Genomic DNA, 25,585 nt, shown 5'->3' on the forward strand with positions numbered 1-25,585 from the left:
TGCATCGGGTGCGTCGGGCGGTCTGGCGCGTAGGGCGGGGTGGTGCGCCAGGTGGGGTGGTGCGCCAGGTGGGGTGGTGCGTCGGTCAGGCGGGACGGCGGCGGGATGGTGTCGGTCTGGCAGGTCGTCGTGCCTCGCCGACACCATCCGGAGGCCGCCCGCGCCGGCAGGCAGTCACGGACGAACCTGCGTGGTCACGGTGTGGCTCCCTCCACCAGTTCCGTCAGGTCGGCCAGCAGTTCGCTCGCGGACACGGCGTCCAGTGCGGCGAACGTGGTGTCGCTCTGGTTGGCGTGCCAGCGGTGGCCCTCGGTGTTGCGGCCGAGGTACACCCGGTGCAGGGTTTGGTCGCCCAGTGCGTCCAGATCGCCCACGACCAGGCCGGGATCCAGTTCCACGATGGCGTGGAGGCCGTCCGTGAGGTGCTTGAACAGGCCGGCTTCGACGCCGCCGTCCATCGGCGCGCTGCGCTCCCAGCCCAGGCGCACCAGCAGCAGCACGCGGGTGGTGGGCAGCACCACGCCCTCGAACCTGGCCAGCCTCGTCGCGGCCAGCTCCTCCTCGGTGAACTCGTGGACCGGGCGGCCGAGTTGCGGGAACGGTTGCAGGATCTCGTAGTCAGCGAACACCTCCGACCACGCGGCCACCGACTCGCCGAGGTGCACCGGGTGCGCCACGCCCACCACGGCGTCCTCCGGCAGCACGTACACGTCGTCGTCCACGGTGGACAGCGAGCGGTCCTCCGCGACCCGGAACGACCCGACCACGGCGCCCGAGCCGTCCAGCACCACCCACACCAGCCGCCGCACCAGGTGCACCAGCAGCGGGTGGCCCGCGAGGAACTCGGTGAACTCCGCGCCTGACCACGTGCGGCCGCTCGCCATCGCGCGCTCCAGCCTGGTGAGCTGGTCGGCCGCGAGCGTGCGCACGTCCTTCTTCAGACCGGTGAACCGCTGGTACGCGGCGGTCGCCAACTCCTCGTCGTCCTTCACGCCCGGCTTCGGCAGCGCCTTGCGCGGCGTACCGTCCTCATCGGACACGAACGGCTTCAGCCGCTCGTCGAACCCCACGACGAACCGGCGCGGACCGTAGTCCAGCACCAGCGAACCGTCCTGCGACAGGCCGAGGTCCGGGACGAGGCGGTCGGCCAACCGCTCCGGCGACAGGCCCAGCCTCGCCGCGACGTAGGCGATCTTCTCCCGCGCCCGCTCGCGCAGCCCGGCGAACTTCACCTTCTGCGCGATGCCGTTGAGGTGCATGAGCGCGACGTCGGTGCCGATGTCGGCCAGCACGTCCAGACCGGTCACGGCGCGCGCGTGGCCGCCCTCCCCCGGCCAGGAGCGGATCACCGGCGCGAGCGCGCGGACCGTGTCGTCGTCGCCGAGCACGCCCAGCGCGCTCAACGCCCAGCCGTCCTTGGGCGGCATCCCGGCCGCGCGCCACTGCTCGAACAGCTCCCAGACGAACCGGGCGAGCGACGCGGGCTCGCACGCCTCGACGACCGGCTCGACCCCGCCGTACGGCTCGCCGGGCCGGGACAGCACGAGCATCGTCACCAGGTCGCGCACCGCGTCGGCGGACAGCGCGAACGGCTGACCGCGCAACCGGACCTGCGGCAGCGTCGCCACGTCGACCCACGCTCCGGCCACCGGCAGCTTCTTCGGCAGCAGGAGCAGCGGGTCCGTCGCGAGGACCGTGCGCACCGCGTCCGCGCCGAGGGGCGACGTGGCGCGGAGCACCGCGGCCTCCCCCACGTCCGCGGCGATGAGCCGCACCACGTTCTCCGCCGCGGCGCGCTCGCGGCCGACGGTGCCGAGGGCGGTGGGCAGCAGGAACGGCAGGGCGGCGGCGCCGTGCCGGGTGAGCCAGGACAACGCCTGCGGGCGCAGGGTCTTCTTGTCCAGCGCGGCGACCATCGCCCGCGCGACCCGCTCCTCCAGCACGGGCTGGAGCACGTGCAGGGCGTCGGCGGAGGTGGCGAGGCTCAGCAGCGCGGGCAGCGCGGCGAGACCGAACCGCTCCAGCAGCGCCGAGCCCCACGACTCCAGGCGCCAGGTGGAGGACGGCCGGTACTCGGCGATCAGCGGCTCGACGAGTTCCAGTGGAGCGTGCAGGAGGGTGGAGTGCGTGATGGTGCCGCGCTGCGCGTGCTGCGCCACGTCGGCCGCCCAGTCGGTGGTGGGGCTGTGGTAGAGCAGGTTGACGGCGCGCTCGGCCGCCGCGGCCCGCTCCTCGCCCGGCAGCCAGGCGATCCGCGCGGTGTCCGTGACCGGCAGGTCGGGCACCACGACCGGCGGTGCGGGCCGGGGCCGCGTCCACGGTGGGGTGCGCAGGACGTCGGGTAGCAGGTCGACGGGTGCGTCGGGCAGCCGTTCGACCCCCACGAGCAGCGCCCGCGCCGCCTCGCGCTCGGCGGGCGCCAGACCGGGGACGACGGCGTCCACCAGGGCGGGGACGGCGACGAGGAGGCCGCGCAGCAGGTCTCGCGCGGCGGGTGACCACGGCTGGTCCGCCACGGCGGCCTCGGCGAGCAGGCGGACCGCGCGACGCGGGTAGCGGCGCGCCGCCTCCTGGAGCGCGGAGCGGACGTGCGGCACCTCTGCCCGGACCAGCAGTCGGGTGAACGCGTCGTCCGTCGGCATCTCGACCAGCGCGGCCAGCAGCTTGCGGGTCAGGTCCGTGTCGGCGCCCTCCAGCCACTCGGCGAACGCGGGCGCCGCGCCGGGGCCGAGGGTGCGCAGCAGCGTCGGCACCACCCGACCGTCGCGGTCGACGGCCCGGTGCGCGGTGTACCGCGACAGGTTCGCGAGCTGCCCCGGTGCGCTGACCGCGGCCAGCGTGCAGGCCGCCGTGATCCAGCCCGAGGTGCTTTCGGTGGCGGCGACCGCCCGCTCCACCAGCGCGGGTTCGGTCGGCAGCAGGAACGCCGCGACGCAGGCCCCGGAATCGTTGGTGGACAGCGCGCCGACCTCGGCGACCGCCGCGGCGTAGTCCTCGTCGCCCGCCGAGGCGAGCGCGCGCCGGACGTCGCCGCGCACCTCGTCGACGGCCGCCCCCCACGGCAGCCGGTCGCCGGGGCGTGTGCGGCGCAGGAACTTCGCCCTCGGCGTGGCTCGGTCGGCGTCGACCGCGATCTCGGTCACGAGCACGGTGGCGACGGCCGCGAACGCGGGCCCGTGGCCCAGGACCCACTCCGACGCCAGCTTCGCCAACTGGCGGCGCTCCTGGTAGCCGACGACCGCGGCGAGGGCGGCGGCGGCGGTCGCGGCACCCAGCGGGTCGGCGGCGCCTGCGAGGTACCGGGCCATCGCGTCGGCGAACTCCGGCTCGGACCTCTCGACCAGCGGGCCCACCGAGTGCCGGTACTGATCGAGCAGCGCGGCGGAGGCGCCCGCGGCGGCCGGGTCGGCCTTGAACTTCGCCCTGCCCTCGTCCCGGCGCGGGTAGGCGGCCCGCACCTGGGTGCCGGGGGCGAACACGTCCTCGTCCGGCCAGTCGGTGGCCTCCGGCGCCGAGGAGGGGCGGGTGGAGGTGGCTGCCGGCTCAGCGGCGGTGGACGCGGCTGACGGTGGGGCGGCTGCGGGATCCCCGGAAGCCGGCACGACCGGCGCTGCCGCCGGCGGTTCGGCGGCGGTGGGCACGGCTGACGGTGGGGCGGCTGACGGTTCAGCGGCGGTGGACGCGGCTGCGGGCGGGGCTGCTGCGGGATCCGCGGAAGCCGGCACGACCGGCGCTGCCACCGAGGGTTCAGCGGCGGTGGACGCGGCTGAGGTCGAGGCGGCTGCGGGTTTGGCGGAAGCCGGCACGACCGGCGCTGCCACCGCCGGTTCAGCGCTGCTGGGCACGGCTGCGGTCGAGGCGGCTGTCGGCTCGACGGCGGTGGGCGCGCCGATCTCGCGGTAGCCCTTGCGGAGCTTGCCCGCCGCCTGGGCGGACAGGAACGCCTCGGCCGCGGCGACGTCGGCGAACTCCTTGCGCTTGGTCTGCCCCGTCGTGCCGAGCCGCCCCCAGCGGACCGTCACGGCGGTGTCCTCACAGGACGCCTCCCAGAACTTCTCCGAACTTCCCCCGACGTACTCCAGCCGACGCACGAGCCCTCCCACCACAGTGGATCGATGTCGACCGCACGGTAGCCCGACGCACCGACAATTCCAGCAGCGGTAGCGCTGACCTGGTCATTCCCTCCCGTGTGGACGTTCACCCCCAGGACGGCGGGGCGAGCAGGTCGGCGGTGACGTCGGCGGTGCTCGGGCACCCGGCGAGCGCGAGGGCCAGGTCGAGGTCGGCCAGCAGGCAGCGCAGGACGTGTGCGACACCGGCCTGGCCGTCCAGCGCGAGCCCGTACAGGTACGGCCTGCCGTAGAGGACCGCGTCCGCGCCGAGCGCCAACGCCTTCAGGACGTCGCTCCCGGTGCGGACGCCGGAGTCGACGAGGACCGGCACGTCGTCGCCGACGGCCGCGCGGACGGCGGGCAGCGCGTCCAGCGCGGCGACGGTCCCGTCGAGCTGGCGCCCGCCGTGGTTGGAGACGACCAGCCCGTCCACCGCGCCGAGGTCGAGGGCGCGGCGGGCGTCCTCGGGGTGCAGGACGCCCTTGAGGAGGATCGGCAGCGAGGTGACGGTGCGCAGCCAGGGCAGGTCGTCCCAGTCGAGGGCGGGGTTGGCGAAGACGCGCGCCCAGTGCCCGACCACGGCCGCCCCGTCGTGGTCGGCGGGCAGGCCCGCCCGGAACGCGGGGTCGGAGGTGAAGTTCGCGATCCCGTGGCCGTGCAGGAACGGCAGGTGGCCGTTGTCGAGGTCGGTGGGCCGGTAGCCGAACGTCGGCGCGTCGACCGTGAGGACGATGGCCGTGTAGCCGCTCCGCTCGGCGCGGCGCACCAGGGACGCCGCCACCTCGCGGTCCGACGGCCAGTAGAGCTGGAACCACCTCGGCCCCGCACCGGCCGCGGCCGCCACGTCCTCCAGGCTGTGCGACGAGCCGGTGGACAGGACGAGCGGAACGCCCACCTCCGCGGCGGCCCCGGCCGTGGCCAGCTCACCCTCGGCGTGCACGACGGTCTGGGCCGCGATCGGCGCGAGCAGCACCGGCGCGGGCAGCCGCAGGCCGAACAGCGACACCCCGAGGTCGCGCCGGGCGGCCCCGCGCAGCATCCGGGGCACGAGCTGCCGCCGGGTGAAGGCGCGGCGGTTGGCCCGGCCGGTCTCGCCGGTCCCGGCGTCGCCGAGGACGTAGCCGACCGCGGCTGGCGTCAGGACGGCGCGCGCCCGTTCCTCCAGCGCGGTCAGGTCGGTGGGCAGGGCCGGGGTGCCGCCGGTGGTCCCGGCCAGGTAGATCTCGCGCACCAGGTCGGCCGGGGTCCTCGGGTGCACGCGGCCCGCGAGGAGCCGGGTCACGGCGGGATCGCCGGAGGTGAGGGCGAAGTGGCCGCCGGACAGCACCTCGGTGTCGCAGTCCAGGGCGGTGTGCCCGGCCCAGCCCCGCACCTGCTCCGGGGTGTTCTTCGGGTCGGCGTCGGCGAGCAGCACGGTGATGGGCGCCTTCACCAGCGCGTCGGGCGGGCAGCGGTAGCGCCGCAGAGCCCGGTGGTCGGCGCGCAGGAGCCGGAGGATCTCCGCGACCACGTCCTCCTCCCGCAGCAGCGCTTCCGGCACGCCGCCCAGCCGCCTCAGCTCGGCGACCACGCGCGCGTCGTCCACCGCGTCGAGGTCCTGCTCCTCCCAGTCCTCGCTCGGCGGCCGGGCGGCCGAGACGAACAGCCGGGCGACCGAGCCCCGTTCTTCGAGCAGCCGGGTGGTCTCGAACGCGACGAGCGCCCCCATGCTGTGCCCGAGCAGGGACAGCGGCCGGTCGGTGTAGGGCGCGAGGAGGCGGGCGGCCTCGCCCGCGAGGTCCGCGACGTCCGCGGCGCAGGCCTCGGACCGGCGCTCGCGGCGGCCGGGGTACTGGAACGCGAGGACCTCGACGTCCTCGGGCAGGGCGCGGGCCAGCGCCGTGAAGGCGTCGGCGGAGGCGCCCGCGTGCGGGAAGCACGCGAGCCGGACCGCGGGGTCGCGCCGGGGGTGCGGCGAGCGCACCGGGGAGATGTCGGTCAGGGTCATGGCGTCCCGTCCTCGGGTGCGGGGCCGGTGGGCTCACCGAGGCGGTCGGCCAGGTGTGCCGGGGTCGGCCAGTCGTAGATGAACGTGGCGGGCAGGCGGACGCCGGTCGCGGTGGCGATCCGGTTGCGCAGCTCCACCGCCGCGAGGGAGTCGAGGCCCATCCGGTCGAACAGCTCGCGCGGGTCGACCGCCTGGCCGGACGCGTGGCCAAGGACGACGGCCGTCTCGTGCCGGATGGTGTCCAGGAGCGTCGGGCCCGCGGCCGGGGCGGACGAGGTCGGGGCGGGGGTCCGGACCAGGTCGCGCAGGTGGCCCGGCACGGTGTCCCCCAGACCGTCGAGAACCCACTCGGCGGCGACGGCGGTCGGCGCGTCGCGGCGCACCGCCGCGTCGAGCAGGGCCAGGCCGCGCTCGTCGGACAGCGGGGCCACGCCCGTGCGCGCCATCCGGGCGAGGTCGGTGGCGGCCAGGTCGGACCCCATGCCGTCGGAGCCCTGCCACAGGCCCCAGACCACGGAGATCCCCGGCTGCCCGGTCGAGCGCCGCAGCTCGGCGAGGGCGTCCAGGAACGCGTTGCCCGCGGCGTAGCCCGCCTGCCCGGCCGTGCCCAGGGTCCCGGCGAGCGAGGAGAACAGGACGAACGCCCCGAGGTCGCGGGTGGCCGCGTGCAGGTTGAGGGCCGCGTCCACCTTGGGCCGCAGCACGCGGTCCAGCTTGTCCGGGGTGGTGGACGCGAGCACGCCGTCGTCCAGCACGCCCGCCGCGTGCACGACCCCGCCGATCCGGACGCCGTCGCGGGCCAGGTCGGCCAGCACCGCGTCCAGCTCGGCGCGGTCGGCGGCGTCGCAGGCGAGGGTGCGGACGTCCGCCCCGAGGCCCACCAGGTCGGCGACGGCCCCGGCCGCCGCACCGCCCGGCTCCGGGAGGTGCCTGCCCATCAGCAGCACCTGCCGCACGCCGTGCTCGACGACGAGGTGCCGGGCGACGAGGCGGCCGAGCTGGCCGTGGCCGCCGGTGATCAGCACGGCGCGGGTGGTGTCCCACGCCTCGTCCTCCTGCGGGAGGGTCAGCACGACCTTGCCGATGTGCCGGGCCTCGCCGAGGTGGCGGAACGCGCGCGGCGCCCGCCGGACGTCCCAGACCGACACCGGCGGCGGGGCGAGGACACCCCGGTCGAAGAGGTCCACCAGGGAGGCGAACATCTCCCGCGTCCGGTCGAGACCGGATTCGCGCACGTCGTAGGCGCGGTAGGACACGCCGGGGTGCGCCGCCGCGACCGCGTCGGGGTCGCGGCGCTCGGTCTTGCCCATCTCCAGGAAGTGGCCGCCGCGCGGCAGCAGGCGCAGGGAGGCGTCGATGAACTCCCCGGCCAGGCAGTTGAGCACCACGTCCACGCCCCGGCCGCCGGTGGCCGCGAGGAAGCTCCGCTCGAAGTCGAGCGTGCGGGACGAGGCGATGCGGTCCTCGGTCAGGCCCGCGGCCCTCAGGGCGTCCCACTTCGCCGGGCCCGCCGTGGCGAAGACCTCGGCACCCAGGTGGCGGGCGAGCCGGACGGCGGCCGTGCCGACGCCGCCGGTCCCGGCGTGCACCAGGACCGACTGGCCCGCGCGCAGGCCCGCCAGGGTCACCAGGCCGTGGTACGCCGTCAGGTAGGCCACCGGGACCGCGGCGGCCTGCTCGAACGTCCAGCCGTCCGGCACGCGGGCCAGCAGCCGGTGGTCGGTGAGCGAGACCGGTCCGATGCCCGCGAACAGGCCCATCACCCGGTCGCCGGGCCGGAGTCCGACGACGCCGGGGCCCGTCTCGACGACGACACCCGCCCCCTCTCCGCCCTGGCCGGTGCTGGTGGCGTCCGGGTCGACCGACGGGGGGATCACCCCGAGGGCCAGCAGGACGTCGCGGAAGTTGAGGCCCGCGGCTCGCAGCCGCACCCGGACCTGACCGGGGCCGAGGGGTCCGCCCGCCTCCGGCCACGGGGCCAGCGCCACGTTGTCGAACGTCTGCCTGCCCACGAAGTCCAGGCGCCAGTGCCGCTCCCCCGCGGGCGGGGTCAGCACCGCGTCGGGCTCCACGTCGGTGAGCGTCGGCCGGTGGGCGGTGCCCACGCGCAGCGCGAGCTGCGGCTCCCCCGTCGCGAGGGCCGCGGCGAGGGCGCGGCGGGACGCCGGGTCGCCGTCGGAGTCGAGGAGGACGAACCGGTCGGGGTGCTCGGCCTGGAGCGCGCGCACGAAGCCCCAGGCGGCGCGGTGGGCCAGCCCGGCCGGGTCCTGCTCGCCGTCCACGGCCACGGCGCCGCGGGTGCACACCACCAGTCGCGCGCGGGCGAGCCTGTCGTCGGTGGTGAGCACGTCGGCGCAGGCCAGGACCTCGTGGAGCACCTCGCGCACGGCGGCGGCCGGGTCGTCCACGGTCCTCGGGCAGGACAGGAGGACCCAGTCCGGGGCCTCGCCGCCCGCCAGGCCGTCGACGAGGGCCGCGAGGTCGTGGTGGACGGTCGCGCCCGTGTCGGCGAGGTCGTCGCCGGGCGGGGCGACGAGCGCCCACCGGTCGGTCGCGACCGGCGCGGGAAGGTCGGGCAGCGCGGTCCAGGACGGGAAGAGCAGGCCGTCGGCGCCGGTCCCGTCGGCGCGGGGCAGCAGCGCGAGGGAGCGGATCGAGACCACCGGGTTGCCGTCGACGTCGGCCGCGTCGACCGAGACCGAACGGGCCCCCGCGGGGGCGAGGCGAACGCGCAGGCGGGAGCCCGCGGGAGCCAGGGTCCGCGCGCCGGACCAGGTGTAGGGCAGCAGGGTCTCGGCGGTTCCCAGCGCGGCGGCGTGCAGGGCGGCGTCGAGCAGGGCCGGGTGCACGGGGTAGTCGGTCGGGTGGAGCCTGCCGTCGGACAGCGCCACCTCGGCGAAGACCTCCTCGCCGCGCCGCCACAGGGCGCGGACGGCCCGGAACGCCGGTCCGTACTCCAGGCCCCTGGCGGCCAGGTCGGCGTAGAGGCCGTCGGCGGGCACGGGTTCCGCGTCCGGGGGCGGCCACGCGCGCAGGTCGGCCGGGGGTTCGGCGGGGCCGCGCGCGAGCGTGCCGTGGGCGTACCGGGTCCACCCGCCCGCTTCGCCGTCGTCCCGGCGGGCGTGCACGGCGACGGGCCGCACCCCGGCGGCGTCGGGGGCGGCAACGGAGACCCGCACCTGGAACTCCGCGTCGTCGGGCACCGCGAACGGGGCCTCCAGCACGAGTTCCTCGACGACGTCGCAGCCCGCCCGCTCGGCCGCCCACGCGGCCATCGACAGCAGGGCGGTCCCCGGCACCAGGACCGTCCCGGCGACGCGGTGGTCGGCCAGCCACGGGTGGTCGGCCAGCGACAGCCGGCCGCTCAGCAGCAGGCCGTCCGAGTCGGGCAGTTCGACGAGCGCGCCGAGCAGCGGGTGCTCGGACGGGGTGAGGCCCGCCGCGCGCAGGTCGGCGGTCGGCAGGCCCGACGGCGCGGGCGCGGTCAGCCAGTAGCGCTCGCGCTGGAAGGCGTAGGTCGGCAGCGGGACGCGGTGGGCGCCCCGGTCGGCGAAGACGGCGGCCCAGTCGACCGCCTGTCCGGTGACGTGCAGGTGGGCGACCGCCGCCAGCAGCGTCTCGGGCTCCGGCCGGTTCGGCCGCAGCGACGGGACCGGTGCGCTGGTCGGGATCGCCTCGGCCAGGCACTCGGTGGCCAGCGCCGTGAGGTCGCCGCCGGGACCCAGCTCCTGGAACCGGGTGCAGCCCAGGTCCACCAGGCTGTGCACGGCGTCCTGGAAGCGGGTCGTGCCGCGCGCGTGGCGCACCCAGTAGTCGGGGTCGGCGAGCTGGCCCGGTTCCACCGGCTTGCCGGTCAGGTCGGACACCAGGGTGATCCGCGGTTCGCCGGGGGTGGTGCGCGCGGCCACGTCGCGCAGCTCCGCGAGCACCGGGTCCACCAGCGGGGAGTGGAAGGCGTGGCTGACGCGCAGCCACGTCGCCGTGCCGCCCGCCGCCCGGAACGCCTCCACGACGGCGGTGAGCGCCTCGCGGTCGCCGGAGAGGACGGTCGACTCCGGCGCGTTGACGGCGGCCACGGCGAGTTCGTGCTCGTGGCCCGCCACGAGCGCGGCGGCCTGGACCTCGGTCGCGCGCAGCGCCACCATGGCGCCGCCCTCCGGCAGCCGGGCCATCACCCGACCGCGGGCGGCCACGAGCGCGGCGGCGTCGGTCAGCGTGAGGACACCCGCCACGTGGGCCGCCGCCAGGGCGCCGACCGAGTGGCCGAGGACGGCGTCCGGTCGCACGCCCCACGACTCCAGCAGCCCGAACAGGGCGACCTCGCAGGCGAAGAGGGCGGGCTGGGTCCAGTCGGTGCGGCCGAGCAGGGTGGGGTCGGTCGCGAAGACCACGTCGCGCAGCGGGCGGTCGAGGTGCGGGCGCAGGGCGTCGCACACGGCGTCGAAGGCCTCGGCGTACGCCGGGAACGTCCGGTACAGCTCCTGGCCCGTGCCGGGGCGCTGGGCGCCCTGCCCGGCGAACAACAACGCCGTGCGTCCCTCGCCCGCGATCCCCCTGACCAGCCGCGACGACGTGCCGTCCGCGGCGATGGCGTGCAGCCCGGCCTCGAACTCGGCGCGGTCGGCGGCGAGCAGCACCGCGCGGTGCTTCAGCGCGCCCCTGGTGGTGGCGAGGGAGAAGCCGAGCGAGGGCAGGTCCGCGGTCGGGGCGCCTGCCAGGTGGCCCAGCAGCGCGTCCGCCTGGGCGCGGAGCGCGGGCGCGCTGCTCGCGGAGAGCAGCAGCGGCACGGCGGTCAGCGGCTGCCCGCCCGCCGCCCGCACGGCGGTCTCCACGGCCGGGGCGGCCTCGACGACGAGGTGGGCGTTGGTGCCGCTGATGCCGAACGACGACACCGCCGCGCGCCTCGGGTGCTCGGCCTCGGGCCACGCGATCCGCTCGGTCAGCAGCGCCACCCTCCGGTCGGACCAGTCCACGTAGGGCGTGGGCCGGTCGACGTGCAGGGTCGCGGGCAGGACGCCGCGGCGCAGCGCCTCGACCATCTTGATCACGCCGCCGACCCCCGCGGCGGCTTGCGCGTGACCGATGTTGGACTTCAGCGAGCCCAGCAGGAGGGGGCGCTCCGGCGTGTGCGCCCGCCCGTAGGTGGCGAGCAGCGCCTGCGCCTCGATGGGGTCGCCGAGCTTGGTGCCGGTGCCGTGCGCCTCCACGACGTCGACCTGCGCGGCCGAGACCCCGGCGTCGGCGAGGGCGCGTTCGATGAGCTGTTCCTGGGCGGCGGCGCTGGGCGCGGTCAGGCCGTTGCTGGCGCCGTCCTGGTTGACCGCCGAGCCGCGGATGACCGCCAGGACCTCGTGGCCGTTGCGCACCGCGTCCGAGAGCCGCTCCACGAGCAGCAGCCCGGCGCCCTCGGCCCAGCCGGTGCCGTCGGCGGCCTCGCCGAACGCCTTGCAGCGGCCGTCGGCGGCCAGGCCGCGCTGCCTGCTGAACTCGATGAACGAGGTGGGCGTCGCCATGACCGCCACGCCGCCCGCGAGGGCGAGCGAGCACTCGCCGCGCCGCAGCGACTGGGCGGCCAGGTGCAGGGCGACCAGCGACGACGAGCAGGCCGTGTCGACCGTGACGGCCGGACCGGTCAGGTCGAACGTGTAGGCGAGCCGCCCGGACGCGACGCTGCCCGCGCTGCCCGTGCTCAGGTACCCCTCGTACTCGCGCGGCGCGGGGACGAGCCGGGACGCGTAGTCGTCGTACATGGCGCCGACGAACACGCCCGTCCGGCTGCCCCGGACCGACGTCGGGTCGAGGCCCGCGCGTTCGAACGCCTCCCAGGCGACCTCCAGGAGCAGCCGCTGCTGCGGGTCGATCGCGTGCGCCTCGCGCGGGGAGACGCCGAACAGGTCGGCGTCGAAGTTCGCGGCGTCGTGCAGGAAGCCGCCCTCGCGGGCGTAGGACGTCCCGTGGTTGTCCGGGTCCGGGTCGTAGAGCGCCGACAGGTCCCAGCCGCGGTTGTCCGGGAACGGGCCGACCGCGTCCACCCCGTCGGCGACGAGCCGCCACAGGTCCTCCGGAGACGCGACACCGCCGGGGTAGCGGCAGGCCATGCCGATGATCGCGATCGGCTCGCGGTCCCTCTCCTCGGCCTCGCGGAGCCGCTTGCGGTAGTCCTGCGCGTCGGCGACGGCCTTCTTCAGGTAGGTCCGCAGTTCCTCTTCGTTTGCCACGTGCTCTCAGCTCTCCGCCGTCGTGCTGCTCGTCCGGTTCGGGTGGGGGTGGGACCGCTAGGTGAAGTCGTTGATCAGCGCGAACAGCTCCTCGTCGCTCGCGGAGTCCAGTGGGGCCCCGGTGTCCTGCTCGGCCCGACGGCCCGCCGCCTCCTCGGCGACGTCGAGCAGCGCCCGCAGCTCCGCCGTGATGCGGGCGAACGCGACGGGGTCCTCGGCGGCCGTGCGCACCGCCTCGGTGAGGCCGCCGAGCCGCGCCGTGACCGGTTCGTCGGCCGGGGCGCGCTCGGCCTCGACCAGCTCGCGCAGGTGCCGCACGAGGGCGGCGGGCGTGGGGTGGTCGAAGACCAGGCTCGCGGACAGCCGCAGGCCGGTGCTCCTGGTCAGCAGGTTGCGCAGTTCGACGGACGTGAGCGAGTCGAGGCCCAGGTCCCGGAACGGGCGGTCGGTGCCGACGGCGGTGGGGTCGCTGTGGCCCAGGACGGTGGCCACGTGCCCGCGCACGAGGTCGGTCAGCACCCGGTCGACCTCGCTGTCCGGCAGCGCGGCGAGCCGGGCCGCGCCGGGGGCGGGCGTCGCGCTCGGCCGCGCGGCGGTCCGCGGCGCGAGGCCGGACAGCAGGGGCGGCACGGGGTCGCGCAGGCCGTCGAGGTCCAGGCGGGTCACGGCCAGCACCGGCTCGGTCGCGGACATCGCCGCGTCGAACAGGGCCAGCGCGTCGGCCGTGGCCAGCGGGCGCAGGCCGGTCCTGGCCAGGCGCCGCAGGTCGGTCTCGGCGAGGTGCCCGCTCAGCGCGCTGGCCGTCTCCCACAGGCCCCACGCGAGGGACCGCGCGGGCAGGCCGAGCGCCGCGCGGTGCTCGGCGAGGGCGTCCAGGGAGGTGTTGGCCGCCGCGTACGCCGCCTGCCCGGCGGTGCCGAGCAGGCCCGCGACGGACGAGTAGAGGACGAACGCGGACAGGTCCAGGTCCCTGGTCAGCTCGTGCAGGTGCCAGGCGGCGTCGAGCTTGGCCGTGAGGACCCCGTCGAGGCGTTCCTCGGTCACGTCCGCGAGGACCGCGTCGTCGGCCACGCCCGCGACGTGCACGACCGCGGTCAGCGGGTGTTCGGCGGGCACGGCCGCCAGCACCGCCGCGAGCGCGTCCCGGTCGCCCGCGTCGCAGGCGGCGGTGGTGACGTCCACGCCGAGGGCCGCGAGTTCGCCCACCAGGTCGCGCCCGGCGCCGCGCCGGGAGACGAGGAGGAGCCTGCGCGCCCCGTGCTCGGTCACCAGGTGGCGGACGAGGTGCGTGCCGAGCGCCCCGGTCGCCCCGGTGACCAGGACGGTGCCCCGGTCCCACCGGGCCGTGGCGGGCGCGGGCGGTCCCGCCGCGGCCAGCCGGGGCACCAGTGCCCGGCCGTCGCGCACGGCGAGCTGCGGTTCACCGAGCTCCACCAGTCCCGACGGCACGGTGTCGGAGTCCAGGTCGGCCAGCACGACCCGGCCGGGGTGCTCGGTCTGGGCGGTGCGCACGAGTCCCCACACCGCCGCGGCGGCCGGGTCCGTGACGCCCTCGCCGCCGGTCGCGACGGCGCCGCGCGTGGCGACGACGAGCGTCGAGCGGGCGAACCGCTCGTCGGCCAGCCACGTCCGCAGGGCGCGCAGGGTCCGGCCCAGCACCGCGCGGGCCGCCGAGGGGACGTCCGGTCCGGTGGAGCGGGCCTGGAGGACCGCGGTCTCGGGAACGGGGTCCACCGCGGCGAGGAACTCCGCCGGGTCCCCGGTGATCACCGGAGTCCCCCCCGCCGCGCGGAGGGTGGCGGGCAGCGGGGTCCACGCGACCCGGTGCAGCCCGCCCGACCGCACGGCACCGCGCTCGAACGGGCGCAGGAGCAGGGATTCCACGGTGGCGACCGGCGCACCGGTTCCGTCGGCGACCGTGATCGACGTCAGCTCCCCGGTCGTCCGGAGCCGGACGCGGAGCGAGGACGCGCCAGCGGGGTGCAGGCCCACCCCGCGCCACGTGAACGGCACGCGCGGCGCGTCGGCGTCGAGCAGCAGCGGGTGCAGCGCGGCGTCCAGCAGGGCGGGGTGCAGCGCGTAGCGGCGGGCCTCCGACCGCGCGGGCTCGGGCAGGTCGACCTCGGCGAACAGCTCGCCGTCCCCGCGCCACACCCGGCGCAGCCCCCGGAAGGCGGGACCGTAGTCGAAGCCGGGCAGGGTGCCGTAGAAGTCGTCCACGGCCACCTCGGCGGCGGCGGGCGGCCACGGGGCCAGGCCCTCGCCGTCATCGGCGGCGGGGGTCAGCACGCCCTCGGCGTGCGCCGTCCACGGCCCGCCGTCGGACCGGGCGCGCAGGGTGAAGCCGCGGTCCCCCGCCTGGCCCGCCTCGCCGACGGTGAGCTGGAGCTGGAGCGCGTCCGACGACAGGACCAGCGGCGCCGACAGCGTCAGCTCCCCGATCCGCGGCACCCCGAGGTGCTCGCCCGCGCTCACGGCCATCTCCACGACGGCGCTCGCCGGGACCAGGGGGACGCCCGCCACCACGTGGTCGGCCAGCCACGGGTGCGTGCCCGTGGCGAGCCGACCCGTGAACACGTGGACGTCCCGGTCGGCCAGGCCCACCACCGCGCCCAGCACGGGGTGCCCCGTGCCGGTCAGGCCGAGACCGCTCGCGTCGACCGGCCCGCCCGCGGCCGAGAGCCAGTACCGCTCGCGCTGGAACGCGTAGGTGGGCAGGTCGACCCGGCGCGCGCCGGGGAACACGGCCCGCCAGTCCGGTGCGGCGCCGCGCAGCCGCAGCAGGGCCACGGCCCGTGCGACGGACTCGGCCTCGTCGCGGCGGCGGCGCAGCGTCGGGACCAGTTCCCCGGTCGGCTCGGCCAGGCAGGTCCGCGCCAGCGCGGTCAGGACGGCGTCCGGGCCGAGTTCCACGAAGTCCGTGACGCCCTCCCGCTCCAGGCAGCGCACGCCGTCGGCGAAGCGCACGGCCTCGCGGACGTGGCGCACCCAGTACTCGGGCGAGATCACCTGCTCCTCGTCGGCGAGGTCGCCGGTCAGGTTGGACACGACCGGGACGCGCGGGGGGTGGAAGGTCAGGGTGCGCACGACGGCGCGGAACTCGTCGAGCACCCCGTCCATGTGGGCCGAGTGGAAGGCGTGCGACACGGGCAGCCGGGTGGTGCGGACGCCGTCGGCCCGCCACCGGGCCGCGACCTCGTCGGCCGCCTCGGCGTCACCGGAGACCACCACGGCCCTCGGGCCGTTGACGGCCGCGACGCCGAGCCGGTCGCCGTACGGCGCGAGCGTGGCGCGCACGTCGTCCTCACCGGCCTCGATGGCGATCATCGCGCCGCCGCGGCGGGCCGCCTGCATCAGCCTGCCGCGCTCGGCGACCAGGACGCAGGCGTCGGGCAGGTCGAGCACGCCGGCCGCGCACGCCGCCGAGACCTCGCCGACGGAGTGGCCGAGCACGTAGTCGGGTGCGGCCCCCCAGTGCCGCAGCAGCCGGTGCAGCGCCGTCTCCACGGCGAACAGCGCGGCCTGGGTGAACACCGTGTCGTCCAGGAGCTTCGCCTCGGGCGAGTCGGCCTCGGCGAACAGCACCTCCTTGAGCGGACGGGGCAGGAGCGGGTCCAGGTGGCCGCACACCTCGTCGAGCGCCGCCGCGAACACCGGGTGCGCCGCGTGCAGGCCCGCGCCCATGCCGGGCCGCTGGCTGCCCTGGCCGGTGAACAGGAACGCCGTCTTCCCCGGCGCCGCGGCCCGGTGGCCGAGCACGACCCCCGGTGCCGCTGAGCCCGCGGCGATGGCGGACAGACCGCGCAGCAGGGTGTCCCGGTCCGCGCCGACCACCGCGGCACCGCGGTCGAGCAGCGCGCGGCCGGTGGCGAGCGAGTAGCCGACGTCGGCTGCCGACAGCTCGGGGTGGTCCTTGACGTGCCGGGCGAGCCGGGCGGCCTGCTCGCGCACCGCCTGGTCGGTCCGGCCGGTCACGATCCACGGCACGACGCCGCCGCTCGGGGGCGACGGCGGTTCGGCGTCCGGGACCTGTTCGAGGATGACGTGCGCGTTGGTGCCGCTGATCCCGAACGACGAGACGCCCGCGCGCCTCGGCCTGCCCTGGTCCGGCCAGTCGCGCCGCCGCGTCAGCAGGGACAGTCCGCTGGTGTCCCAGTCGACGTGGGGCGAGGGCACGTCGGCGTGCAGCGAGCGCGGCAGCACGCCCGCCCGCAGCGCGCCGATCATCTTGATCACGCCGCCGACGCCCGCCGCGGCCTGGGCGTGACCGATGTTGGACTTGAGCGACCCGACGAACAGCCGGTCGGCCTCGCCCCGGCCCGCGCCGTAGACCGCCGCCAGCGCCCCGGCCTCGATCGGGTCGCCCAGCACGGTCCCGGTGCCGTGCGCCTCCACGGCGTCGACGTCCGCGGGGGTCAGCCCCGAGTCGGCCAGCGCGGACCGGATCACCGCCTCCTGCGACGGGCCGTGCGGCGCCGTCAGGCCGTTGGACGCGCCGTCCTGGTTCACCGCGCTGCCCCGCACCACGGCCAGCACCCGGTGCCCGTGCCGCCGGGCGTCCGAGAGCCGTTCCACCAGCAGCAGGCCCACGCCCTCGGACCACCCGGTGCCGTCCGCGCCGGCGCCGAACGACTTGCACCGCCCGTCCGCCGCCAGCCCGCGCTGCCGGGAGAACTCGACGAAGGTGTGCGGGCTGCTCATCACGGTGACCCCGCCCGCGAACGCGAGGTCGCACTCACCGGAGCGCAGCGAGCGCACGGCCAGGTGCAGCGCCACCAGCGACGACGAGCACGCCGTGTCGACCGTCAGCGCGGGACCCCGCAGCCCGTAGGTGTAGGACAACCGTCCGGAGAGGACGCTGGAGAGGTTGCCCGCCAGCAGGAACCCCTCGAACTCCTCGGGGGTGTCGGCGAGCCGGGACGCGTAGTCGTCGTACATGGCGCCGGTGAACACGCCGGTGTTGCTGCCCCGCACCGATTCCGGGTCGATGCCCGCGCTCTCGAAGGTCTCCCAGGCGGTCTCCAGCAGCAGGCGCTGCTGCGGGTCGGTCGCGGTCGCCTCGCGCGGGGACAGGCCGAAGAACTCGCGGTCGAACAGGTCCGCGTCGTGCAGGAAGCCGCCGTCGCGCGTGGTCGAGGTGCCGGTCCGCTCCGGGTCCGGGTCGTACAGGTCCTCGGCCCAGCCCCGGTTCGTCGGGAACCCGCCGACGGCGTCAACGCCGTCGGCGACCAGGCGCCACAGGTCCCGCGGCGACGAGACCCCGCCGGGGAAGCGGCACGCCATGCCCACGATCGCGATCGGCTCGTCGGCGCCGACCCGCGCCGCGCGCCGCGCCGTCGGCTTCGCGCCCGCCACCTCGGCCAGCAGGTGCGCGGCGAGCCGGTCGGGCGTGGGGTGGTCGAAGGTCACCGAGGCGGTGAGCCGCAGGCCGGTGGCCGTGCCGAGCCGGGAGCGCAGGTCCATGCCCGCCAGCGAGTCGAAGCCGAGGTCGTTGAACGTGCGCCGCGCGTCCACGGGTCCCTCGTGGCCGAGCACCGCGGCGGCCTCGGCGCGGACCAGGTCCAGGACGGCGGCGGCCCGCTTCGCCTCGGGCAGCGCGGCGACGCGGCCCGCCCAGTCCGAGGTGGGCCGGGGGCGGGCGGCCGGTCGGGGACGGGCCCGGAGGAGGGGGCTCGACGGCTCCAGCGCCGCGGGCACCACCAGGGGGTCGCCCGCCGCGAGGGCCGCGTCGAACAGCGCGAGGCCGCGGGCGGCCGTCAGCGGCCGGACGCCGGTCCGCCGCCACCGGGCCAGGTCGGCGTCGGTCAGCCCGCTCCCCATGCCCTCGTCCCACAGGCCCCACGCCAGCGAGGTGCCCGCCAGGCCGCGGGACGCGCGGTGGTGGGCGAGGGCGTCCAGCACCGCGTTCGCGGCGGCGTAGTTGGCCTGGCCCGCGGTGCCGATGATGCCGGAGACGGAGGAGAACAGCACGAACGCCGCGAGGTCCGTCCCCTCGGTCAGCTCGTGCAGCACGCGCGCGGCGTCGGCCTTGGGCCGCAGCACCTCCGCCAGGCGGGCCGGGGTCAGGTTCTCCACGGTCGCGTCCGCCAGGACGCCCGCGGCGTGCACCACGGCCGTCAGCGGGGGCCCGACGACGGCGAGCACCGCGGCCAGCGCGTCGCGGTCCGCGACGTCGGCGGCGGCGATCGTGACCTCGGCGCCCAGCGCGGTCAGGTCGGCGGCGAGGGCGTCCGCGTCCGGCGCGTCCGGGCCGCGGCGGCTGACGAGCAGCAGGTGCCGCACGCCGTGCTCGGTCACCAGGTGCCGGGCGACGAGGGCTCCGAGACCACCGGTGCCGCCGGTGACCAGCACCGTGCCCCCCTGGTCGAGGCGGCGGGCCGTCGTGGTGGTCGACCGGCGCCTGGCGAGCCGGGGGACGTGGAACTCCCCCGCGCGCACGGCCACCAGCGGCTCGCCCGTGGCCACGACGGAGGGCAGGAGGTCGGTCGCCGCGTCCGCGTCGAGGTCGGCCAGCAGCACCCGGCCGGGGTGCTCGGACTGGACGGTGCGCACGAGGCCCCAGACCCCGGCGGTGTCGAGGTCCACGTCGTCGGTCGGGCGCACCGCGACGGCGTTCCGCGTGACCACGAGCAGCCGGGCGTCGGCCGGGCGGTCGGTGGCCAGCCACTCCTGGACGGTGCGCAGGACACCGGGGAGGGTGTCGCCCGGCACGACGTCGACTGTCGGGGACGGGTCCGCGACCGGGATCGGGACGACCGGCCAGTCCACGGTGAACAGCGCGTCCGTGGCGGGCGCCGCGAGCCGCCGCCTGGCCACCGGGCGCAGGGTCAGCGACCCGACCGTCGCCACGGGGGTTCCGTCGGGTTCGGTCAGCACGAGGGCGGTGGTGCCGTCGTCGTTCGGCGTGGCGCGGACCAGGAGCTCGGTGGCACCGCTGGGGTGCAGGGTGACGTCGCGCCAGCTGAACGGCAGGAGGATCTCGTCGTCGGCACCCGCGGCGTCCAGGACGAGCGCGTGCAGCGCGGCGTCCAGCAGCGCCGGGTGCACCCGGTACCGTTCGCCACCCCTCGGCGGCTCGGGCAGCCGGATCTCGGCGAACGTCGACGTGCCCGCCCGCCGGACGGCGTGCAGCCCCCGGAAGGCGGGTCCGTAGCGGTAGCCGAGGTCGGCGAGGCGCTCGTAGGCGTCGGCGACGGGCACGGCCGTCGCGTCCTCCGGCGGCCACGCGGTCGGCTCGTCACCCGGTTCGGCGGCGGGGGCGAGGACACCGGCGGCGTGGCGGGTCCACGGGGCCCCCTCCGGCCGGGCGTGGACGGTGAAGGCGCGGTGGCCCTCGGCGTCCGGGGCGGCCACCTGGAGCTGGAGCGCGGTGTCCCCCAGCGGTTCCAGGGGTACCTCCAGCGTCAGCTCGTCCACCCTCGGGACGCCGAGCCGCTCGCCCGCGGCCACGGCCAGTTCGAGGAACACCGTGGCGGGCACGAGGACGCGGTCGGTGATCACGTGGTCGGCCAGCCACGACCGGGCCGACGGCGTGACCCGGCCGGTGAACAGGGTGTCCCGCTGGTCGGCCCGGTCCACCTCGCCCGCCAGCAGCGGGTGGTCGGCGGGCACGAGCCCCAGGGAGCGGGCGTCGGCCCGCGCCGCGGGGGCCTGCCAGAAGTGCCGCCGCTGGAAGGCGTACGTGGGCAGCGGAGCGGGGGTCGCGCCGGGGAAGAACGAGCCCGCGTCCAGCGGGGCGCCGTTGACGTAGGCCTCGGCGAGGCCCGCGCCGAGGGTCGCGACCTCGTCGCGGCCCGCCCGCAGCAGCGGCACGACCGTGGCGGTGTCCGGCAGGACGGCCGCCGCCAGCGGGGTCAGGACGGCGTCGGGGCCGACCTCCAGGAACACCGTGGCGCCCAGCGCGGCCAGCGCGCGGGTCGCGTCGGCGAACAGGACGGTGTCGCGGACCTGCCGCACCCAGTGGTCGGGCGAGGCCAACTGCTCGGCCGTGGCCCGCTCGCCCGTGACGGTCGAGACGACCGGGATCCGGGGCGCGTGGAGGTCGACGTCCGCCGCGACCGCCCGGAAGTCGTCCAGGACCGCGTCCATGTGCGGGGAGTGGAAGGCGTGGCTCACGGTCAGGCGGCGCACCCGGCGGCCCGCCGCGCGCCACCGGGCGGCGACGCGCTCGGCCTCGGCCGCGTCGCCGGACACGACCACCGAGCGGGGACCGTTGACGGCGGCGAGCGAGACCAGGTCAGACAGCGACTCCCGCACCTCGTCCGGCTCGGCCTCGATCGCGATCATCGCGCCGCCGGGGGGCGCCGACATCATCAACCGGCCCCGTGCCGCGACGAGCCGCGCGGCGTCGGGCAGCGAGAGCACGCCCGCCGCGTGGGCCGCGCCGATCTCGCCGATCGAGTGCCCGGCCACCAGACCGGGGACGGTGCCGTGGTGCGCGAGGAGCCGGACGAGCGCCGTCTCCAGGGCGAACAGGGCGGGCTGGGTGTAGGAGGTGAGGTGCAGCGGGCCGCTGTCGTCCGCCGCGAACACGACGTCGCGCAGCGGCTCGTCCAACAGGCCGTCGAAGGCGGCGCAGACCTCGTCGAAGGCCGCGGCGAACACGGGGTGGGCGGCGTGGAGACCGCGACCCATGCCCGCGCGCTGGGCGCCCTGCCCGGTGAACAGGAACGCGGTGCGCCCGGCGTCGACCGCCGAGCCGCGGTGCAGGTTCGGCGCCGCGGTGCCCGCCGCGAGCGCGTCCAGGCCCGCGCGGAGGTCACCGCCGAGGACCACCGCGCGGTGCTCGAAGACCGAACGAGCGGTGGCCAGGGCGATCCCGACGCCCGCGGTGTCCACTCCGGACTCGTCGAGGTGGACGCGCAGCCGGGAGGCCTGCGCCCGCAGCGCGGCCTCGCCGCGCGCGCTCAGCACCCACGGCGCCGCCACCCCCGGACCGCCGTCGGCCGCGGCCTCGGCGGGCTCGGACTCCGGGGCCTGTTCGAGGATCAGGTGCGCGTTGGTGCCGCTGATCCCGAACGAGGAGATCCCCGCGCGGCGCGGCCGTCCCGACTCGGGCCAGTCCTGCTGCTTCGACAGCAGGACGAGACCGTTGGTGTCCCAGTCGACGTGCGGTGTCGGCACGTCGGCGTGCAGGGAGCGCGGCAGCACTCCCGTCCGGACGGCGCCGACCATCTTGATCACGCCGCCGATGCCCGCCGCCGCCTGGGCGTGGCCGATGTTGGACTTGAGCGACCCGACGAACAGCCTGCGCCCGTCGGACCGGCTCCCGCCGTAGACCGCCGCCAGCGCCTCGGCCTCGATCGGGTCCCCGAGCACGGTCCCGGTGCCGTGCGCCTCCACGGCGTCCACGTCCGAGGCGGCCAGTCCCGCGTCGGCCAGCGCGGACCGGATCACCGCCTCCTGCGACGGGCCGTGCGGCGCGGTGAGGCCGTTGGACGCGCCGTCCTGGTTCACCGCGCTGCCCCGCACCACGGCCAGCACGGGGTGGCCCAGCCGCGTGGCGTCCGACAGCCGCTCGACCAGGACCAGGCCCACGCCCTCGGACCAGCCCGTGCCGTCCGCGCCCGCGCCGAACGACTTGCACCGCCCGTCGACCGCCAGTCCGCGCTGCCGCGAGAACTCCACGAACATGCCGGGCGTGGCCATCACCGTGGCACCGCCCGCGAGCGCGAGGTCGCTCTCGCCCGAGCGCAGCGAGCGCACGGCCAGGTGCAGCGCCACCAGCGACGACGAGCACGCCGTGTCGACCGTCAGCGCGGGCCCGGTCAGCCCGAGCTGGTAGGCGATGCGCCCGGACGCGACGCTGGTGGTCGTCCCGGTCAGCACGTGCCCGTGGGTCGACTCGGGAGCCTCGGCCATCCTCGGCCCGTACTCCAGGGCCGTGGCGCCGACGAAGACGCCGGTGGCGCTGCCCCGCAACGACTTCGGGTCGACGCCCGCCCGTTCGACGGCCTCCCACGCGGTCTCCAGGAGCAGCCGCTGCTGCGGGTCCATCGCCTCGGCCTCGCGCGGCGAGATCCCGAAGAACTCCGCGTCGAACTCGCCCGCGTCGTGCAGGAAACCGCCGTGCCGCACGGTGCTGCGCCCCGGCAGGCCGGGCTCGGGGTCGTACAGGTCGGTGTCCCAGCCGCGGTTGGCCGGGAACTCGCCGACCGCGTCCACGCCGTCGGCGACCAGGCGCCACAGGTCCTCCGGCGACGAGACCCCGCCGGGGAAGCGGCACGCCATGCCCACGATCGCGATCGGCTCGTCGGCGCCGACCCGCGCCGCGGTCGAGGTGTTCGCCGCGACCGCACCGTCCTCCTCGGACCGGAGGAACGCGGTCAGCGCCGCGGGCGTCGGGTGGGAGTACAGGAGCCCGCTCGGCAGCGCCAGACCGGTGGCGTGCGCGAGGGCGGTGCGCAGCTCGGTGGCCATCAGCGAGGTGAAACCCAGGTCGGTGAACGCGGTGTGCGCCGGCACCCGCTCGCCCGGTGCGCTGCCGAGCACGGCGGCGACGTGCCTGCTCACCAGCTCCTCGACGTCCGCGGCCGGTTCGACGGGCCTCGGCTCGCCCGCGGGGCCCGGCAGGGCCGGGGTGATCCGCTCGCGGTCGTCGAACCAGTGGTGCGCGCGCTGGAAGGCGTAGGTGGGCAGCTCGACGTCCGCGGCGGCCGGGTCGTCGGCGAGCACCGAGGCCCAGTCGACGCCGTGGCCCCGCACGTGGGCGTGCGCCACCGCCGTGAGGGCCGTGTCGACGTCGGGGCGGTCCGCGCGCAGGACCGGGGTGGCCACGACCGCGCCGGGATCGGGCAGGCACGCCGCCGCGTGCGCCGAGAGGACGCCGTCCGGGCCCAGCTCCAGCAGGGTCGTGACGCCCTCGGCCGCCAGGGTGCGGACCGCGTCCAGGAAGCGCACCGGCCGCCGGACCTGCTCGACCCAGTGGTCGGGTGAGGTGAGGCGGTCGGCGGTGGCGACCTCACCGGTCACCGTGGACACGACCGGGATCGCCGGTGCCGCGAGGGTGAGCGGGGCGACCGCCGCGCGGAACTCGTCGAGCACCGCGTCCACGTGCGGCGAGTGGAAGGCGTGGCTCACGTCGAGCCGCCTGGTCCGGTGCCCGAGCGCGGTGAACGCCGCCGCCACGCGGAGGGCGGCCTCCACGTCCCCGGAGAGCACCACGGAGTCGGGACCGTTGACGGCGGCGACGGCCAGCCGCCCCTCCTCGGAGCGCAGCAGGTCGTGCGCCTGCGCCTCGGTGGCCCGCACCGCCACCATGGCCCCGCCCTCCGGCAGGGCCTGCATGAGCCGGGAGCGGGCCGCCACCAGGCGGGCCGCGTCGGGCAGCGCGAGCACCCCGGCGACGTGGGCGGCACCGATCTCGCCGATCGAGTGCCCGGCGACGAAGTCGGGGCGCAGCCCCCACGATTCGAGCAGCCGGAACAGCGCCACCTCCACGGCGAACAGCGCGGGCTGGGTGAAGCCGGTGCGGTCCAGGTCGGCCCCGCCCTCGGCGATCACGTCCGCGAGCGGCCGGGGCAGCAGCGGGTCCAGTTCCGCGGCGACCTCGTCGAACGCGCGGGCGTAGCGGGGGAAGGCGTCGTAGAGCCCGCTGCCCATGGCGGCGCGCTGCGACCCCTGCCCGGTGAACAGGAAGCCGAGCTTCCCCGGAGCGACCGCGCCCGTCACGACCGAGGCCGACGGCAGCCCGGCGGCCACGGCGTCGAGTCCGCTCAGCAGGCCCTCGCGGTCCGCGGCGGTGACGACCGCGCGGTGGCCGAACACGGCCCGGCGGGTGACCAGGGCGCGGGCGACGGCGGTGGGCGCGTGCTCGGGGTGCCGGGCGGCGAAGTCCCGCAGCCGCGACGCCTGCGCGCGCAGCGCCGCGTCGGTGTGCCCGGACACCACCCACGACAGCGCCGCGCGGTCGTGGCCCTCGACCGGCGCGACCGCGGCCGTCCCCACCGGCGGCGGCTCGGTCACCACGACGTGGCAGTTGGTGCCGCCCATGCCGAACGAGCTGACGCCCGCCACCAGCGGGCGGTCCTCGCGCGGCCACGGGGTCAGCCGCCGCTGCACCTCCAGGCCCAGCCACACCAGGGAGATGCGCGGCGCGGGGGCCTCGAAGTTGAGGCTGGACGGGATCCTGCGGTGGCGGATGCTCAGCAGCACCTTGATCAGCCCGGCGATGCCCGCCGCGCTCTCCAGGTGCCCGATGTTGGTCTTGACCGAGCCGATCCGCAGCCGCGCGTCGGCGGGGCGGCCGGTGCCCAGCGCGGCGCCGAGCGCGGCGGCCTCGATCGGGTCGCCGACAGGGGTCCCTGTCCCGTGCAGCTCGACGTACTGCACCTCGTCGGCGGCGATGCCCGACTTCCCGTAGGCCTCCCGCAGCATCGCCTCCTGGGCGGACGCGCTCGGCACGGTGAGGCCGTCGGTGGCGCCGTCGTTGTTGAGCGCGGTGCCGAGGATGACGCCGTGGACGCGGTCGCCGTCGGCCAGCGCCAGGCTCAGCGGTTTGAGGACGACGACCCCGCCGCCCTCGCCGGGGACGAAGCCGTTGGCGCGGGAGTCGAACGCGTACGTGGTGCCGTCCGGTGACAGCCCGCCGAAGCGCAGCTCGGCCAGCACGTTGCCGGGCAGCAGGTTCAGGTTCACGCCCGCGGCGATGGCGAGGGTCGACTCGCCGCCGCGCAGGCTGGCGCACGCCAGGTGGACCGCGGCCAGCGAGGAGGACTGCGCGGTGTCGACCGCGAGGCTCGGCCCGTGCAGCCCCAGGTGGTAGGAGACGCGGTTGGCGATGATCCCGCGGTTCACGCCGGTCATCGTGTGCTGGGTGACCGCCCGGTCGCCGTGCTGGTGGACCAGGGCCGCGTAGTCGTCGCGCAGCGCGCCGACGAGGACCGCCGTGCGGCTGCCGCGCAGCGACTCCGGGACCACGCCCGCGTCCTCCAGCGCCTCCCAGACCAGTTCGAGCACGAGGCGCTGCTGGGGGTCCATGGCCGCGGCCTCGCGCGGGGAGACGCGGAAGAACGCCGCGTCGAAGTCGCCGACGGCGTCGAGGAAACCGCCTCGCCGGGGGCCGGGAACGCCCTCCCACCGGCCCGGCGGGGCGTCGACGACGGCGCTCGCGCCGTCCTCCAGCAGCCGCCAGAAGGCGGCGGGGCCGTCCGCCCTGGGAAAGCGGCACGCGACGCCGATGACGGCGACGGCCTCCAGCTCGGGCTCCGGGACGCGGTGGGTGTTCTCGGCGGACACGTGACTCCTCACTCGACTTCCGTAGGTGCGGT

The 25,585-nt window shown here is 76.8% G+C and carries 3 protein-coding genes and 2 pseudogenes; all 5 read right to left on the bottom strand.

The features are described from left to right. Nucleotides 1-194: 194 nt before the first annotated feature. Entirely contained in the window at nucleotides 195-4,091 is a 3,897-nt protein-coding gene (locus VFZ92_RS18445) for a DUF4132 domain-containing protein (RefSeq protein ID WP_330877192.1), read from the bottom strand. 106 nt (nucleotides 4,092-4,197) lie between these two features. Continuing rightward, nucleotides 4,198-5,346: an alpha-hydroxy-acid oxidizing protein gene (locus tag VFZ92_RS42505; RefSeq protein ID WP_414719937.1), complete on the bottom strand. Its 1,149-nt coding sequence runs from the start codon at nucleotides 5,344-5,346 to the stop codon at nucleotides 4,198-4,200. 51 nt (nucleotides 5,347-5,397) lie between these two features. Further along, nucleotides 5,398-6,099 (bottom strand): annotated as a pseudogene (locus tag VFZ92_RS42510) (thioesterase II family protein); the annotation flags it as partial. Further along, nucleotides 6,096-12,218, bottom strand: a pseudogene (locus tag VFZ92_RS18455) (type I polyketide synthase); the annotation flags it as partial. The pseudogenes VFZ92_RS42510 and VFZ92_RS18455, both read right to left, overlap by 4 nt. Before the next feature lie 156 nt (nucleotides 12,219-12,374). Beyond that, nucleotides 12,375-25,553: a type I polyketide synthase gene (locus tag VFZ92_RS18460; protein WP_330877195.1), complete on the bottom strand. Its 13,179-nt coding sequence runs from the start codon at nucleotides 25,551-25,553 to the stop codon at nucleotides 12,375-12,377. Nucleotides 25,554-25,585: the final 32 nt, after the last annotated feature.

Source organism: Umezawaea sp., assembly GCF_036375055.1.
Taxonomy (GTDB): domain Bacteria; phylum Actinomycetota; class Actinomycetes; order Mycobacteriales; family Pseudonocardiaceae; genus Umezawaea.